The organism is Nocardioides taihuensis (assembly GCF_042657275.1).
GTDB lineage: Bacteria > Actinomycetota > Actinomycetes > Propionibacteriales > Nocardioidaceae > Nocardioides > Nocardioides taihuensis.
In genome coordinates this window covers 25,598-41,213 of sequence record NZ_JBHSKD010000023.1, presented here as the reverse complement: position 1 = coordinate 41,213, position 15,616 = coordinate 25,598, and the positions used below count along the sequence as shown (strand labels likewise).

13 protein-coding genes are annotated in these 15,616 nt (G+C 70.8%); all 13 read left to right on the top strand.

Annotated features, from left to right (window positions below):
* Positions 1-289: 289 nt before the first annotated feature.
* The gene (locus ACFPGP_RS16445) at positions 290-1,243 is read left to right on the top strand and encodes a hypothetical protein (protein WP_302709488.1); all 954 of its coding nucleotides are present in this window, start codon (positions 290-292) and stop codon (positions 1,241-1,243) included.
* A 61-nt stretch (positions 1,244-1,304) separates the two neighbouring features.
* The gene (locus tag ACFPGP_RS16440; protein WP_302709487.1) at positions 1,305-1,523 is read left to right on the top strand and encodes a hypothetical protein; all 219 of its coding nucleotides are present in this window, start codon (positions 1,305-1,307) and stop codon (positions 1,521-1,523) included.
* Positions 1,520-2,371, top strand: coding sequence for a hypothetical protein (locus ACFPGP_RS16435; protein ID WP_302709486.1), 852 nt, complete (start codon positions 1,520-1,522; stop codon positions 2,369-2,371). The genes ACFPGP_RS16440 and ACFPGP_RS16435 overlap by 4 nt, the downstream gene beginning before the upstream one ends.
* A gap of 38 nt (positions 2,372-2,409) precedes the next feature.
* The gene (locus tag ACFPGP_RS16430; RefSeq protein ID WP_109691870.1) at positions 2,410-2,703 is read left to right on the top strand and encodes a hypothetical protein; all 294 of its coding nucleotides are present in this window, start codon (positions 2,410-2,412) and stop codon (positions 2,701-2,703) included.
* Positions 2,703-3,578, top strand: coding sequence for a hypothetical protein (locus ACFPGP_RS16425; RefSeq protein WP_302709485.1), 876 nt, complete (start codon positions 2,703-2,705; stop codon positions 3,576-3,578). Before ACFPGP_RS16430 ends, ACFPGP_RS16425 begins: the two co-directional genes overlap by 1 nt.
* Before the next feature lie 13 nt (positions 3,579-3,591).
* Complete coding sequence (locus ACFPGP_RS16420) at positions 3,592-4,389, top strand: hypothetical protein (RefSeq protein ID WP_378591848.1); 798 nt, start codon at positions 3,592-3,594, stop codon at positions 4,387-4,389.
* The gene (locus tag ACFPGP_RS16415) at positions 4,386-6,443 is read left to right on the top strand and encodes a type IV secretion system protein (protein WP_302709483.1); all 2,058 of its coding nucleotides are present in this window, start codon (positions 4,386-4,388) and stop codon (positions 6,441-6,443) included. The genes ACFPGP_RS16420 and ACFPGP_RS16415 overlap by 4 nt, the downstream gene beginning before the upstream one ends.
* Positions 6,444-6,508: 65 nt before the next feature.
* On the top strand, positions 6,509-8,014 hold the full coding sequence (locus tag ACFPGP_RS16410; RefSeq protein ID WP_302709481.1) for an SCO6880 family protein: 1,506 nt from the start codon (positions 6,509-6,511) through the stop codon (positions 8,012-8,014).
* Positions 8,014-9,552 carry an ATP-binding protein gene (locus tag ACFPGP_RS16405; protein WP_378591846.1) on the top strand — a complete coding sequence of 513 codons (1,539 nt, stop codon included), beginning with the start codon at positions 8,014-8,016 and terminating at the stop codon, positions 9,550-9,552. The genes ACFPGP_RS16410 and ACFPGP_RS16405 overlap by 1 nt, the downstream gene beginning before the upstream one ends.
* 21 nt (positions 9,553-9,573) lie before the next feature.
* Complete coding sequence (locus ACFPGP_RS16400) at positions 9,574-12,717, top strand: VldE C-terminal domain-containing protein (RefSeq protein WP_378591845.1); 3,144 nt, start codon at positions 9,574-9,576, stop codon at positions 12,715-12,717.
* Positions 12,718-12,793: 76 nt separating this feature from the next.
* Complete coding sequence (locus ACFPGP_RS16395; RefSeq protein WP_302709468.1) at positions 12,794-13,399, top strand: hypothetical protein; 606 nt, start codon at positions 12,794-12,796, stop codon at positions 13,397-13,399.
* On the top strand, positions 13,396-14,874 hold the full coding sequence (locus ACFPGP_RS16390) for a type IV secretory system conjugative DNA transfer family protein (protein WP_302709467.1): 1,479 nt from the start codon (positions 13,396-13,398) through the stop codon (positions 14,872-14,874). The genes ACFPGP_RS16395 and ACFPGP_RS16390 overlap by 4 nt, the downstream gene beginning before the upstream one ends.
* Positions 14,871-15,569: a hypothetical protein gene (locus ACFPGP_RS16385; protein WP_302709466.1), complete on the top strand. Its 699-nt coding sequence runs from the start codon at positions 14,871-14,873 to the stop codon at positions 15,567-15,569. Before ACFPGP_RS16390 ends, ACFPGP_RS16385 begins: the two co-directional genes overlap by 4 nt.
* The last annotated feature ends 47 nt before the right edge of the window (positions 15,570-15,616 follow it).

The following is a 15,616-nucleotide window of genomic DNA, read 5'->3' as shown; positions in this document are numbered from 1 at the left end:
CAACAGGTCCCAATCACCCTGACATAACTCAAATAGATTGACTTGTCGTAGGCAAAGTCAATCTTCGCTGCATCTCGACAAAGAAGGCCGCGCAAGGGTCGGCCGGGAACTTTTTCATTTTTCGGGGGGACGGGGGCGTCCCCCCGCTCAGACCTGCGCAAACGCAACGACCGTATCCCCGTCGAGCATGCGTCCCCCCTCGAAATCAGGGGATTGGGGGGACGGATGCGGGGACGCCCGCTCGCGACCTTTCTGCCGTGCTCAGCCACGGACGAAAGGAGCGAGCGCGATGAGTGTGGGCGACCAGCTCGGCCTCGACGTCAACAGCGAACTGCTCGACCAGGCCCGCCAGAAGTGGCCGGCCTGGGTGGCAGCCGATCCGCGCCTCGGCGTCGTCGACAACTTCGACGACCTCCGCGCTTGGCTACCGACGGTGGACCACGAAACCTCCGACCAGGTCCTCCTCGCGCTGGCCATGCTGGCGGCCCCCGATGGCGGCGACGACATCGCCGCTGCGGCCGCTCTGGCCAAGTGCCTGCTGCCCGGCGCCTGCCGGCTCGCGGGCTGGCTGAGCACCCTCCCGCCACGCGAGGTCTTCCGCGACAGCCAGCCGGTCATGGCCGGCACATGGTCAGCAGTCGAGCGGGTCGACGAGCTCGTGGCTTCGCAGCTGTGGATCGAGGTCCGCACCTTCAAGTGGCGCCGGACCCGCAAGGTCGCTGCCAACATCTTGATCAACACCCGCGTCGGTGTCCTCCGCGAGGTCGGCGACTTCTTCTACGTCTCCCGCGCCGACCGCACCTGGGCCAACACCACCCTCGTCGAGTCCTTCTCGGCCGGCGAACTGACGAGCGTCGACGGCGGTGCCGGCTACTCGGCCGAGATGCCGACCGAGCGGGTCGCCGGCGCGCTGTTCCACCGCCCCGAGATCCTCGCCGACTCCGGACCCGAGCAGGAGGAGCCGTCGGCCACCGAGGAGCTCCTTGAACTGCTCGCGTGGGCCTGCGACCACCAGGTCATCAGTCCCGCGGACCGGTACCTGCTGCTGTGCCTTGTCGAGGAGGCCGACCGAGTCGAGACCCGCAGGCTGGCGCGCGGGTACGGCGGCCTGCTCAGCAACGAGGTGTCCAGCCGGGTCGCGCCCCGCATCGGGGTCTCTGAGGCCACCGTCCGTCGCCACGGCTCTCGCTCCATGCGCGCCCTCGCCGAGGCTGCCCCGAGGAAGTTCGGCCATGACGAATAGGCCCGGAAGTGATCGCTCGCGCCACCCCGCGACACATAGGCGACTGGAGGTGGTGAAGCCCATGACAAACACCCACGACGGCGAGACCCGTACGCCGGAGCAGATCGCCGAGCTGTTCGCGATCGCCGGCCGCGAGATCGAGGCGATCAAGCAGCTGAGCGGCTGCGTCGCCCAGCTTCACGAAGTCCAGGCCGCGAAGGCGCAGCTGGCGACCCTGACCCCGACCGAGGTCCGCGCCGCGCTCGAGTTCCGCCGCGGCACCCTCGGGAAGGCCCAGTGAGCACCCAGACCCCGAGCCGCCCGGTCGGGGTCGACGAGCTCAAGCGCGCCTGGCACGCACTGAACGCCGGCGAGTTCCGCACCGGTCCCGGCGCCGGCCAGGGCCCCCGCGGTCGCGGCACCGCCGCCGAGGACAACTGGTCACCGGCCGACGGCGAGCACACCATCGCCGTTATCGGGTCCGCAGGCTCGGTCGGCGCGAGCACCTTCGCCCTGGCCACCGGTCTCGCCGCAGCCGCCCCGGTCCGAGTCATCGAGTGCTGCTCGGTCACCGCCTCCGGACTCGCCGCGGCGAGCACCGCCGAGCTCGGTCTTCACCCGACCGACTGGCGTCAGGGCAAGCGCGACCACGTCCTGCTCGAGCGCGCCAGCGAGGTCCTCGCTGGCGTCGACGAGGTCCCGCTGCCCACCGAGGCACAGAACGAGACCCAGCTGACCATTCTCGACATCGGCTGGGAGGCGGGCCAGCTGCTGGCCACCGACTGCTGGCTAGCTGAAGCCGTCCGCGCCGCCGACCAGATCGTCCTGGTCACCACCGCCACCGTCCCCGGGATGCGTCGCGCCGGAGTCGCCATGGACCTGCTGGCCGGCTACTGGCAGCCCGAGCAGATTGCGCTCGCCGTCCGCGGGCCCCGCCGCAAGAAGTGGCCGCGCGGCCTTGAGCACGCCGGCGGCCCCGCCGTCCGCCGCGTCCTGGACGGGGACCGGTGCGTGGAGATCCCCGAGGACCGCGAGCTCGCGGTCAACGGCCTGGGCTCCCGACCCGTCCCGGCCCCCCTGATCTCGGCAGCACGTCAGCTGCTCGAGCCCGCACATCTGCCCACCGACACCGGCGGCGAAAGCGCCTGACCCGCCCGGAGTCAGCAACCCAGAAAGGAAGTCCACCCATGGACGTCATGACCGCAACCGCAACCACCGTGATGGCTGTCTGCCCGAAGGCGCCCCCGGGTGCTGTCGGCCCCACCAACGAGATCACCAGCTACGTGCTGTGGGGCGTCATCGTCCTGTTCGGGCTCGGCATCATCATCGCGATCGGTGCGATCATCGCCGGCCGAGTGTTCTCCTTGCCGCACGCCTCCAAGGTCGGCGTGATCTCGGTGGTGGTCGTGTTCGCCTGCGCGATCGCCTACCTGGTGCTGCCCGGCATGCTCAACGGAATCCTCGGCAAGGGCTGCATCTGATGCGGCGCGCAGCCACGAAGAAGGCAGAAGGCACCAGCGAGTGGAGCCGGCGCCGGCTGCTCGGCATCCTGGCCGCCGCCGTCGCCGTGGCTGCGCTCCTGCTCGGCGGCCTCGCGTACGCGGTCTACCTGGCGATCGCCGGCATCGGTGACGAGGCCAGCGCGAGCACCGGCGTCGCCACCGGCGAGACCGAGCGCTCAACGGTGGCCCGCGGTGCCGCGCACCGCGATGAGATCGCGGCCGAGCCGATGCTGACCGTCCCCGAGAGCGCCGCCTTCCCGGCCGAGACCACCAGCGCCAAGGCACCCGAGATCAAGATCCCGACCGGGACCGGAGTCAACGGACCCGCGTTCGTGATGACCGGGTTCCCGCAGACCCCGGAGGGCGCGATCGGCCAGCTCGCCCAGATCGACCTCGCGGTGCTGCAGTCGATGAGCCTGAGCACCGCCGAGGAGGTCTACAACGCCTGGGCGCTGCCCGGCGGGGTCCGCGCTGAGGACTGGTGGATCACCGCCAGCGTCCGTGCGTTCCTCTCCAGCACCGGGATGGGCGAGGTCGAAGACCCCAGCGCCTCGGTGTCCCTGGAGCCGGCCGCCGCGCTGGTCAAGGGCACCGACGGCCCCGACTGGACGACGGTCTGCGTGCTGATGAAGGTCAGCGCCACCTACAAGTCCGAAGGACAGATCGCCTTCGCGCACTGCGAGCGCATGCAGTGGGTCGGCGGCCGCTGGATGGTCGCCCCCGGCGCCCCGCCGGCACCCGCACCCGCGACCTGGCCCGGCACCCAGCTGGCACGCGAGGCCGGCTGGCGCACCTGGTCCACCGACCACACCACCGAACCCGCCCACCCCGGCGACACGGAAGGGGAGCACTGACATGCGAAACGGGATGAGCAACCGGGTCAACGACTCGATGGGGGAGTCGCGCACCACCCTGCTCCGCGTGGGAGTCCTGGTGGCGATCGCCGCCCTCGTGGCCACCGCCGTCTGGCTCGGAGCGCGCGGCCGGACCGATGACAACACCGGCACCGACAAAACCACCGGGGACTCCTCGAGCCAGACGGGGCAGCAGGGGCAGAACGTCTCGGTCGACCAGGTTGCCCCGGAGAGCGCACCCGCAGACGGCGTCGTGATCCCGACCGGCGCCGACCATGTCGACGGCTACCCGACCCGGTTCCCCCAGACCGACCTGGGCGCGGTCGCGCTGCAAGTCGAGGTCGCCAAGGCGCAGGTCGGGTTCGACTACGACCAGGCCGGCGCCGTCGCCGGCCTGTACGCCAACCCCGAGGACAAGGCCGCCTTCGAGCAGCGCGCCCGCGACGCTGTCGCGCTGCGCCGCCAGCAGGCCGGCGTCCCGAAGGAGGGGGACGTCCCCCCGCCCGCGTCGTACGCCGTGACGCCGATCGCCTACACCCTCGAGGAGCTCGACACCGGCTACTACGCGGTGAGCCTGCTCAGCTACGTCACCCTCACCACCGCCAACGGCAAGGTCAGCGACGGCCTCTACGCCGGCACCCAGCTGATGCGGTGGCTCGAGGTCGACGGCGTGGGCGACTGGCGCCTGGTCCAGGGCAGCACCGCAGACATCGAGCACCTGGTCTCCACCGGACAGCCCAAGGCGGTCGCGCCGGGCACGCCGGAGTACAAGCAGGCCGGCTGGATCCCGATCAACGGAGCACCCCAGTGAGCACCGCCGACCTCTTCCACCGGGTGACCAGGCTGGGCATCGGCGCCCTGGCGGTCCTGGTCCTCACCACGCTTCTCGGAGCCGCCACGACCATCCAGCCGCCAGCCGTCGCCGCGGCCGAGCCGGCGACCAGCACGGCAGCCAGCACAGCGCAGGTCGCCACGGTCGAGACCACCAGCCAGCTGCCGGCCCGCACCCTCAAGATGGGCTGCCTTGGTCCCGACGAACTGTGCGACCTCGGCGGCGACGCCCTCGAGTGCGCGGAGGACCCGGTCGAGTGCGGCAAAGACGCGGCCGGTGGCGTCAAGGACGAGATCGAGAACCAGGTCGAGGGCGTCCAGGAGTGCCTCGACAACCCCAGCCTCACCGACTGCGCCAAGGGAGTCGGGGGAGTGGTGCCGGGAGTCGGCGGGTGTGGGCTGCTCGACGCGATCTGCGACGCCGGGCTCCCGGGGATCGGACTCCCTGGCGTCCCGGGGGTGCCCGGCATCCCCGGCCTCCCGAACGTGGGGGACCTCTTCGGCGCCGGCATCCCCGGCCTCGGTGACATCCCCAACCCGTTCGAGAACATCGGCGACGTCATCGCCAAGGCGGCGGCCGATGCCTGGACCGCAGCCATGCTCGCGGTCTGGAGCTCCGGCCTGTTCGTGCTGCGCATCGTGCTCACGTTCAGCGAGCTGTTCTTGACCCCCGACCTGAGCGACGACGGACCCGGCAAGGACGTCTACGTCTTCACCCTGTGGCTCGCGCTCGCCCTGGTGATCATCTTGGCGATGATCCAGCTCGGCGCCGCGGCCTTCAAACGAGAGGGCAAGGGCCTCGCGCGGGCGTTCATCGGCGCCGGCCAGTTCGTCTTGGTCTGCGCCTCCTGGTTCGGCTACTGCGTCATGATCGTCGCGGCCTGCGGCGCCATCACCAAAGCGCTGATGAAGTCGCTGCTCAAGGTGCAGACCTGGCCCGACTGGGATCCCCTGGGCGGCCTCGGCGTCGACAACATCACCGAGGCCGGCGTGGCCACCGCGCTGGCCTTCCTCGGCATCTTCTTGTGGATCGCCGCGATCGGACACGTCCTGGTCTACCTCGCAAGGGCGGCCTCGCTGCTGGTCCTGGTCGCCACCGGCCCGCTCTCCGCGGCCGGGCTGGTCTCCGACTTCACCCGCTCCTGGTTCTGGAAGTCGCTGCGCTGGTTCCACGCCGCGGCGTTCACCCCGGTGCTCATGGTGATGGTGCTGGGCATCGGCGTGCAGTTCGCCAACGGCGTCGCCGCCCACCTCGCCGACGGCACCGCCAAGGCGTTCGGCACGGCCCTGCCGGCGGTCATGACGATCCTGATCAGCGTCGTCGCGCCGCTGGCGCTGTTCAAGCTTCTGGCCTTCGTCGACCCCGGCACCCCCAGCGGCGCGTCGTTCCGTCAGGGCATGGCCATCCAGGGCGGCCTCCAGGGGCTGCTGAGCGGCGGCGGTGCCGGCGGCGGCTCATCGGCCGCCTCGACCACCGACGGCAACGGTCGCTCGTCGGGTGAGCAGAGCGCCGAGGCCTCGACCGGCGATCGGTTCAACAAGTCCACCCAGGGCGCCCTTGGCAGCTTCGGCCCGGTCGGACAGGCGTTCGCTGCCGGGCTCGGGATAGTCAGCAGCGCCGGAGCGAAGGCCACGTCCCTGATGTCGGACGAGACCAACCAGGCCGGCGTCGGGCAGAGCACCTACGGACCCGACTTCAGCAACATGGGCGGCCGCCAGTCCGGCCAGTCCGGTGGCCAGTCGGGCGACCAGAGCAGCGGCACGCACCCCGGCTCGCAGAAAAGCGGGGACGACGACTCGCCGTTGCCGACCCCGCCTGCCCCGCCCACCCCGCCGACGCTGCCCACCGGCGGCGGACCCGCCGGTGGCTCGGGAGGCGGCTCTAGCGGCCAGGGCGGCGGCTCTGGCGGACAGGGCGGCGGTGGTGCCGGAGCAGCGCCCAAGACCCCGGCCGCAGGCGGCGGCGGGGGAGCGGCCGGAGGTGGCGGCGGAGCCGGTGCAGCTGGCGGCGCGATCCCCCCGGTGGCGGTGTAGCCGATGCGCCGCACGACCTGCCCCCAGCCCCGATCGACACGCAGTGACCCGGAAGGAAACCGACGATGACCATCTACGCCGACTACCAGCGCGACCGCATCGGCTGGTTCTTCGGCCTCTCCGGAGGCCAGCTGATGTTCCTGGCACTGGCCAGCCTGCCGGCGTTCTGGGCGATCAGCCGCGGAGCGTGGTTCTCCGCGTTCCTGTTCGCCCTAGTCTGGCTGTTCCTGCTGGCCATCACCGTCATCCCGGTCCGGGGCCGCTCGGCCACCGGCTGGGTGTTCGCCTCGACGATGTACGCCGTCGGCGGGCTGCTCGGCTGGACCTCGTTCCGTGCCAAGGCCACCGAGGGCCGCGCCGAGGACCTCGACACCCCCGACCTTCCCGGGGTGCTGCAGGGCATCAAGATCCACGACGGCCCGCCGCACGGCTCCCAGCTCCAGCGGGTCGGAGTGATCCACGATGACGCCACGAAGACCTGGGCAGTCACCGCCTCGATCGTCCACCCCGGCATCGGCATGAAGGACACCGAGGAGCGCAGCCGCTACGGCGAGGCGCTGGCCGGGCTGCTCGACGTCGCCGGCCGCACCGAGAAGATCGACGAGATCCTGTTCATGGTCCGCACCGTCCCCGAGGACGGCGCCGAGCGCGACCTGTGGGTCAACAAGCACCGCCGCGACAACGCCCCCCAGCTGTCCGAGATCGTCAACAGCGACCTCGCCGTGGGCCTCACCCAGGCGTCGGTGCGCACCGAGCAGTTCGTGACAATCGTCGTCCCGGAGACCCGGATCGCCCGCTCGGCCAAGGAGTCCGGCGGTGGCTTCGAGGGCCGCTGCCGCGAGCTCTACCTGCTCATGGCCGAGATCGAGGCCCAGCTGCGGGGCCCGATGGGGATGACGTCGGTCCGCTGGCTCACCTCGCCGGAACTCGCCCTGGCGTCCCGGACCGGGTTCGCCCCAGGCGATCGCGCCGGCATCGTCGAGGCCCTCGCCATGCGAGAGAAGGACCCGAGCGTGAACGCCGACGTCCCGTGGGCGCTGGCCGGGCCCTCGGGCGCCGACGCGACGGTGCGGCACTACAGCCACGACGCGTGGAACTCGATCAGCGCCACCATCAAACTCCCGACCCGCGGCGTGGCGATGGGCGCCCTAGCGCCGATCCTCACCCCGAGCGAGTCCGGTGAGCGACGCTCGTTCGTCGTCGCCTTCCCGATCGTGTCCCAGTCCAAGGCCGACCGGCAGTCCGGCAACGCCGAGTGGGCCGCAGACCTGGCTGAGGGAATGAACGAGAAGCTCGGCCGCAAGACCCGTGCCAAGCAGCGCGACGAGGCCCACAAGGCCCGCGGCCTGGACGCCAAACTGGCCCACGGCAACGCGCTGGTCCGGCCTTACGCCGTGTGCACCGTCACGGTCCCCAAGACGCTGCGGATCACCGAGTTCGGCCGTCGCCTGGACGCCTCGATCCGACGCGCCGGGTTTGCGCCCCTGCGGCTCGACCTGGCCCAGGACGTCGGTTTCGCCGCCTCGACCATCCCCGTCGGGATGAGCCTGACCCGGAGCGGAGACGCCTGATGCCCACCACGACCCGCCGGAACCGCGGCGGCGGCCGCGACATGGCCGCCCTGCTCTCCGACTTCGGCCACGACCTGCCCACGATCCCCCAGCCCGCCCCGGAGGCCAAGGAGCCCCGGATCTTCAAGTACGCCCCGCGCCGCGGTGCAGCCCGCCGCGGCCGCGGCTGGGCCCCCGCCACCGCCCCGGCGCAGGCCTGGCGGATGACGAGTGACCAGGCACCGGTGTTCTGGCCGTTCGTGTCCGCGCCGGCCCTGCCGCCGACCGGGGCGCAGATGGGCGTCGACCAGCTCTCCGGCGGCTCGTTCTACTGCGACCCCTTCGGCTGGGTGCTGCGCGACGACGTGTCGGCGACCAACCCGAACATCTTCCAGTTCGCCAAGCCCGGCACCGGCAAGTCCGGCACCACCAAGGCGTTCTGCACCCGGATGATGCCCTTCGGCTACCGCACCCTGGTCCTGGGTGACCCCAAGGACGAGTACGAGTCACTGTGCCGCGCGCTCGGCGTCGAGCCGTTCGTCATCGCCCCCGGCTTCTGGGCACGAATCAACCCGCTGGCCATGGGCCCGCTCGGCCACGACTGGGAGAAGCTCTCGGCCGAGGAAGCCCAACGGCGCACCACGATCATCTTCAAGCGCTGGCTGGTCCTGATCCGCGGCCTCGTCGGCAGCATGAAGCTCGACGACCAGCGCCGAGTGCCGTTCGGACCCGACGAGAGCGACGTCGTCCGCAACGCCTTGGCCATCCTCACCGGCTACGCCGCCGGCAACTCGATCCTCACCGAGACCACCATCCCGCGGCTATGGGACCTGCTGCGCAACCCCACCGAGGAACTCGTCCGGGCGTGCGAGTACGGGAACACCCGCCAGTTCCTCGACCAGACCCGGCTGCTGCGCAACGCGCTCGGCGAGCTGGTCACCGGCACCCTCGCCGGCCTCTTCGACGACTTCACCAACATCGAGGTCGACTGGCGCGCCCCGATCCAGTCGTTCAGCCTCTCCCGACTCGACGGCCTCGGCGACGAGGCCGTGGGCATCGCGCTGCTGTGCATGAACTCCTGGGGCCGCGGCCTGCGCGAGATCGCCGAGCCCGGCGACCTGCGCATCGTCGTACGCGACGAGGTCTGGAAGCAGATGCGCCTCGGCGTCTCCGCGGTGATGAGCTTCGACGCCGACCTGCGGCTCTCGCGCGGCATGGCCGGCAAGGGCGGCGACATCCAGTTCGCCAACCTCCACAAGCCCTCCGACCTGCTCTCGGTCGGCGACGCCGACTCCCAAGCCGCGATGATCGCCAAGGACCTCCTCGAGCTGGCCGACATCAAGATCCTCGGCGGTCAGAAGCCGCGCGTCGCGCGCGAGCTCGACTCGATGCTCGGCTTCGGCCCGATCGCCCAGGACCTCGTCTCCGGGTGGGCGATGCAGGACAAGGGCCGCGCGCTGTGGTGCGTCGGAGACGCCACCTACAAGGTCCAGACGGTGCTCCACCCGCTGGAGAAGAAGCTCTACTACACCAACGAGGCCATCGAGGCCGCCGGCTGAGGCGCTCGGGACTGACCTGTCGTGAAGAAGCTACTCCTCGCCGGTCTGCCGGTCCTGATCGTCTTCATGGCCCTGCCGTTCGTCGTCACCCTGATGGTGGTCATGACCACGACCGCGGCCGCCGAGTGCCGCACCCAGACCAGCGAGACCGCACCCACCGAGCTCGGCGACCTCGGGGTCATCGACGGCCCCGTGGGCGGCCCGGTCAAGGGCAACATCACCATGGCGCAGGCCAACATCCCGCGCCGCTCCGGCCTCGACGGCTTCCGCGCCTCCATGCCCCGGGCGCTGTCGACGAACCCCGACTTCGTCACCCTCAACGAGGCCAGCGGCTGGAGCCTGGCGCAGATAGAGGCCGCCGCCCCCGGCTACGACGCGTTCCGGGTCGAGGACCACACCGGCGACAACAACTCGATGGGCAACGTCGTGCTCTGGAAGCGCGACACCTGGTCCAAGGCCAACGGCGGCCGGGTCACGATCGTGGAGAACGACCAGGGTTTCTATAAGGGCGAGCCGGTGACTTGGGACCGGTTCGCCACGTGGGTGATCCTCGAGCGCGCCGACGGCGCCGTGGTGTCGGTGATCTCCACCCACCACATGACCAACCCGCACAAGTACCCCCGCCAGCACGGCAACCCGCCGCTGACCAGGCACCAGCAGTACGGCGCCGGCATGGACATCCTGCTGCAGCTGCGCAACTCCCTGGCCACCCACGGCCCGGTGCTCATCGGCGGCGACATGAACACCCACGCCTCCTACACCAACCTCCCGTGGACCGCGGCCGCCAAGATGAAGGCCGCCGGCTACGGCTGGCACAACCAATCGGTCGACTTCGTCTTCTTCCCCCAGTACCAGGGCGTGCGGCTCGAGCAGGGCTGGGACGGGACCATGGTCTCCGACCACCACTGGATCGCCGCCCGCATCGCCATGAACGGCGCCGGCCCCGAGAGCGCCCCCACGACCGCGGCCACCAGCGAAGGTGTGGTGAACGCCGCCCACACCACAAGGACGTCGGTCGAGCCCCCGTCCGGCGACGTGCTCGCCCAGCTGATGCAGCTGCGGTTCGCCTCCAGCTACCCGACCCTGACCACCGAGGAGGCCCGCAACGCGATCACCATCGCCCAGGTCGCCCGCGACCTCCAGGTTCCCCGCTACGGGCTGCAGATCGCGATCGCCACCGCGATCCAGGAGTCCAACCTGGTCAACCTCACCGGCGGCGACCGCGACTCCGGCGGCCTGTTCCAGCAGCGTCCCTCGACCGGCTGGGGGAGCCGGGCTGAGGTCACCAACCCGGTTCTCGCCGCTCGCGCCTTCTTCGGCAAGGCCCAGCACACCGGCAACCCCGGCCTGCTCGACATCGCCGGCTGGTCGCAGATGCCGCTCACGCAGGCGGCCCAGGCCGTGCAGCGCTCCGGCTTCCCCGACGCCTACGCCCAGTGGGAGGACGTCGCCGGCGACATCACCGACCTCCTCGGCGGCGACCTACCCGACCTGCCCGACGCCGACGGCGCGGTCTCGAACGCGAGCAACTGCGAGGACACCGTCAACCCGATCACCATCGGGACCTTGAACATCCTGGGCGCCGGCCACACCGACTACCAGGCGGGCGGCGGCAACGAGAAAGCCGGGTACGCCACCTGGGACAAGCGGCTGCCCGGGGCACTCAGCGCGATCGAGAACGCCGGAGTCACCATCGCCGGCCTCCAGGAGGTCCACGGCCCCCAGGCCAAGGCCCTGGCTGACCGCTACTCGGCCAAGTGGGGCATGTACCCGGCCACCGGCAACACCCAGAACAAGGTGATCTGGGACCGCGGCAGCTGGCAGATGACCGACTCACGCCTCGTCCAGATCCCATACTTCAACGGCAAAGACGTCGGGATGCCGGTCGTCCAGCTGACGGGTGCGGCCGACAGCGTCAACGCCGGGCAGGCCATCTGGGTCTGGAGCATCCACAACCCCGCCAACACGCAAGGAAACGCCGCCGAGCACCGCAAGGAGGCGCTGCGCCGCCAGCTGGCCACCATGACCGAGCTCGCCGGCACCGGAACCCCGGCGGTGATCCTGGGCGACTTCAACGACGGCAAGGACGGCCAGAACTCCTCACACTGCGCGCTGACCCCCGACCTGAGCAACGCCTTCGGCGGATCAGCGGAGCCCTGCAAGAAGCCCAAGCAGGACGCGCCGATCGACCACATCTACGGCGCCAACCTCACCTGGGCCAGCGCCCAGGTCGACAACAGCACCCAAGCCAACAAGATCGCCGACCACCCACTGGTGACCGCCACCACCGCCGGCAGCAGCGCGGGCTGCGCGGTCGCGACCGAGACCAACTACAACCTCGGCCCGGTCAAGCCGCAGCTGACGCAGCTCGTCAACATCCTCGGCCCGATGTTCGACATCAAGACCGTCGGCGGCTACCGCGAGAGCGCCACCGACCCCCACGGCCACCCGGCCGGCCTGGCGGCCGACTTCATGGTCCCGCTGACTCCCGCCGGCAAAGCCCAGGGGGACGCACTCGTGGCGTACGCCCAGGCCCACGCCCGCGAGCTCGGGATCGACTACATCATCTGGTACCAGCGCATCTGGTCGGTCGCGCGCGCCGACGAGGGTTGGCGACGGATGGAGGACAGAGGCTCGGCCACCGCGAACCACCTCGACCACCCGCACATCAACGTGCTCCCCAACGCCCAGGTCTCCCCGGTCGGCCTCGCGGGCGCGTCCTGCGACGAGGTGGTCTACCCGGTTCCAGCACAGTACATCGGAACGGACCGGAAGAACTGGCACGAGACCGGCCCCTACTGGACCAACTGGCACACCGGAACCGACTTCTCCGCCCCGTGCGGCACGACCGTCTACGCCGCCCACGCCGGCACCATCGAGATCGACACCAGCCAGAGCTGGGCCGGCCCGCAGCTGGTCAAGGTCACCACCGGCGCCGGCTCTCTGACCACCTGGTACGCGCACATGCAGACCGTCACCGTCAGCCGCGGCCAGACCGTCGCCGCCGGCGAGCCGATCGGCCAGGTCGGCAAGGACGGCAACGGAAGTGGCTGCCACCTCCACTTCGAGGTCCACCTCGAGAACGGCTCCATCTACGGACCCGACAACGTCGACCCCTCGACCTGGCTAGCGGAAAACGCCTCGAAGCCCAGCCGGTCCGTGTGATCGCTGCCGGGCCCTCCCGACACATAGGTGACCAGCCAGAACTTCGACCACCCACGAATCCAGGAGGCGGAATCCAATGCAGCGAGAGCGACGACGCGACCCCTACCCCTGGACCTGGGAGATCCCTGTAGCCGTGGCCCTGGCGGCCCTGTTCGTCATCGTCATCGGCATCCAGCTGGGCCGCTCCGTCGCGAACCTGCTCGCCGGCGCCGGCTGGACCTGGCCCGACGCCAACGCCGGCGCGTTCCCCTCACCCATCGGCACCGCCTTCTGGACCAGCCTCCCCGGCGTGCTCGGCGGGCACGCCGACGCCGGCCTGCCCACACCGACACCGGACGGCCGTGCTGGACGCGGCCTGGTGTGGGTCAGCCTCGCGATGACCGAGGTCGCGCTGCTGAGCGCCACCATCTGGGCCGGCGTCTGGGCCTACCAGCGGTGGGGCCCGGGACGCATGCGCGGCATGGCCACCGCCGCAGAGGCCGAGAAGATCCTGGGCGTCACCCGGCTGCGCAAGGTCGCCGGCATCGTCCGGCCCGACCTCTACGGCAAGCCCGCCACCGCCACGGCGGCACCCGTTCAGCGCACCGCCGGCGACCTCACCGAACAGACCGGGCCGCAGCTCGGCCACGGGCTCAGCTCGTGGCTGCTCAACGGCCGCCGGACGAAGGAGGAGGAGCGATGAAGCTGAGGTTCAACCCGTGGGACGTGGGCTGGCGCATCGGGGACGCGCACGAGCCGCGTGGCGGCGAGCTGTGGGTGCCGTGGGACCGCACCGCCGGGGTGATCGGCCCGCAGGGCTCCGGCAAGACCCTCGACCTGCTCACCCCGGCGCTGCTCAGTGCCCCGGGCGCTGCCCTGGTCACCCTGACGAAGGTCGAGGACCTGCTGCTCAGCCTCACCGAACGCTCCCGCGACGACCGGCCGTGCGTGGTCCTCGACCCGTTCGGGCTGGCCGAGGGCGTCGTCGACGAGCTGATCTGGGACCCGATCGCAGGGTGTGTGGACCCCAAGGTCGCCGAGCGGCGAGCCAAGGCCTTCACCGCCGGCACCGTCAAGGGTGCGATCACCGGCGGCACCGGGGACGATGCCGCCCGGTTCTACGCCGCGGAGTCGGCGAAGGTGCTGCAGGGCTACTTCCACGCCGCGGCCCTGACCGGAAAGACCCTCGAGGACGTCCTGCAATGGGTCGCGAACCCGACCGCGGCCAGCCAGCCGATGGAGATCCTGCGACGCCACCCGCACGCCGAGCCGTTCTGGCACGGCCTGCTGCACGGGGCGCTCAACGGCGACGACCGCACCGCCGGCAACACGATCACCACGGTGCAGCAGGCGGTGTCGTTGTTCTTCCAGGCCGACATCCGCCGCCGCTGCGTGCCCAGCCACGGGCACCCGGCCACCGACCTGGCCGACGTGATCCGTCGACGCGGCACCATCTACCTGCTGGGCCGCGAAGACCCCTACGCCTCGGCCAGCCCGCTGATGACCGCGGTGGCCGAGCACGTCTTGGACACCGGGCTGCTGCTGGCCAACAGCTCACCGTGGGGAGGCCGGCTGTGCCCGCCCCTGGTCTCGGTTCTCGACGAGCTGCCCTCGACCGCACCGCTGCCGACCCTGCGCACCCGGATGGCCAACGAGCGCGCCCTGGGCCTGTCGTTCATCTGGGCCGCCCAGACCCGTCCCCAGCTGACCAGCATCTTCGGCGAGCACGAGGCCCGGGCACTGCTCGGCCTCACCAACACCCTGGTGATGTTCGGCGGGTCGAAGGACGTCGCGTTCAACCAGGAGATCTCCGACCTGCTCGGAACCGTCCGCATCGGCCGCGTCACCCACTCCACCGGCGGGTTCAACGGCGGTAGCCGCAACTTCTCCGGCGACGACATCCCCATCATGCGGCCCGAGGAGGTCCGCCAGCTGCCCGAGCGGCGGGCCCTGGTGATCGCCGAGAACGGCAAGCCGATCATCGCCAAGCTGCACCGCTGCGTGGAGGGCAAGGCCGGCGAGCGGCTCCTGGCCGACCAGAGGGCGCTGCGCGCGCGGCTCACCAACGACCGCCGCATGGTGATCACCCCCGAGGCCCGGGCGACCGCCGCCCTCGTCGAGGCGCGCCGCCTCGGCTTCGTCGACGACGAGACCGAACCGACAAGGAGTGAGCTGTGACGACCGAACAGGCCCGACGGGCTGCACCCGGCCCGATGGTGTTCCCGTTCCCCGTACCCGGGGAGCAGGTCCGGCTGGCCTACCGCGAGCTTCACATCGCCATGAACGGCACCGAGGAGCAGAAGAAGGCTCTGGGCAACCACGCCCTGCTGCCGCGGCCCTGGGAGCCGGCCACGTGCCTAGACCCCGAGCTCCGGCACCAACTGTGGGAGTGGCTCGAGGACGTCGTGATCTGGCTCAACCGCGAGTACACCTGGGACGTTTCCGGACTCATCCCCAGTTGCTGGCCCCTGCACTCGCACCTGGTCCACGAGATCGCAGTCCTGGCCGATCAACGCCGTCGCGCCGGACTGGCCATGACCAGCGACGCGCTTGAGGAGTGGCACCGCTACTGCCTGCCCGCCTTCACCGACCGCATGCGCAACAGGCTGCGAGCCCACTGCGAGGACGAGCACAAGAGCTGGCCAGGCAAGCCGCGACACAACGAGCACCTGGGCGACGCCAGCGCGCAGCGGCGTGAGAACGCCTTCGCCCACGACGTCGACGCGCTGCCCGCCAACCGACGGGCCTACGACCAGTCCCAGCCCGTCGGGCGACCGCGCCTGATCGAGGTCGACCTGGACACCGGCGAGATCAAGGACGACCAGCTAGGTGCGCAGCCGCGCACCCGAACCGAGAAGGGGCCGCGCATCTAGGAGCAGCAGGCCAGAGCGTCCTTCTGATTGTCCCCGGACTCGTACAG

Excerpts from the sequence above, each read along its gene's own strand:
- ACFPGP_RS16445 (WP_302709488.1), top strand. The coding sequence starts at position 290 with ATGAGTGTGGGCGACCAGCTCGGCCTCGACGTCAACAGCGAACTGCTC.
- ACFPGP_RS16440 (WP_302709487.1), top strand. The coding sequence starts at position 1,305 with ATGACAAACACCCACGACGGCGAGACCCGTACGCCGGAGCAGATCGCC.
- ACFPGP_RS16430 (WP_109691870.1), top strand. The coding sequence starts at position 2,410 with ATGGACGTCATGACCGCAACCGCAACCACCGTGATGGCTGTCTGCCCG.
- ACFPGP_RS16425 (WP_302709485.1), top strand. The coding sequence starts at position 2,703 with ATGCGGCGCGCAGCCACGAAGAAGGCAGAAGGCACCAGCGAGTGGAGC.
- ACFPGP_RS16420 (WP_378591848.1), top strand. The coding sequence starts at position 3,592 with ATGAGCAACCGGGTCAACGACTCGATGGGGGAGTCGCGCACCACCCTG.
- ACFPGP_RS16410 (WP_302709481.1), top strand. The coding sequence starts at position 6,509 with ATGACCATCTACGCCGACTACCAGCGCGACCGCATCGGCTGGTTCTTC.
- ACFPGP_RS16405 (WP_378591846.1), top strand. The coding sequence starts at position 8,014 with ATGCCCACCACGACCCGCCGGAACCGCGGCGGCGGCCGCGACATGGCC.
- ACFPGP_RS16395 (WP_302709468.1), top strand. The coding sequence starts at position 12,794 with ATGCAGCGAGAGCGACGACGCGACCCCTACCCCTGGACCTGGGAGATC.
- ACFPGP_RS16390 (WP_302709467.1), top strand. The coding sequence starts at position 13,396 with ATGAAGCTGAGGTTCAACCCGTGGGACGTGGGCTGGCGCATCGGGGAC.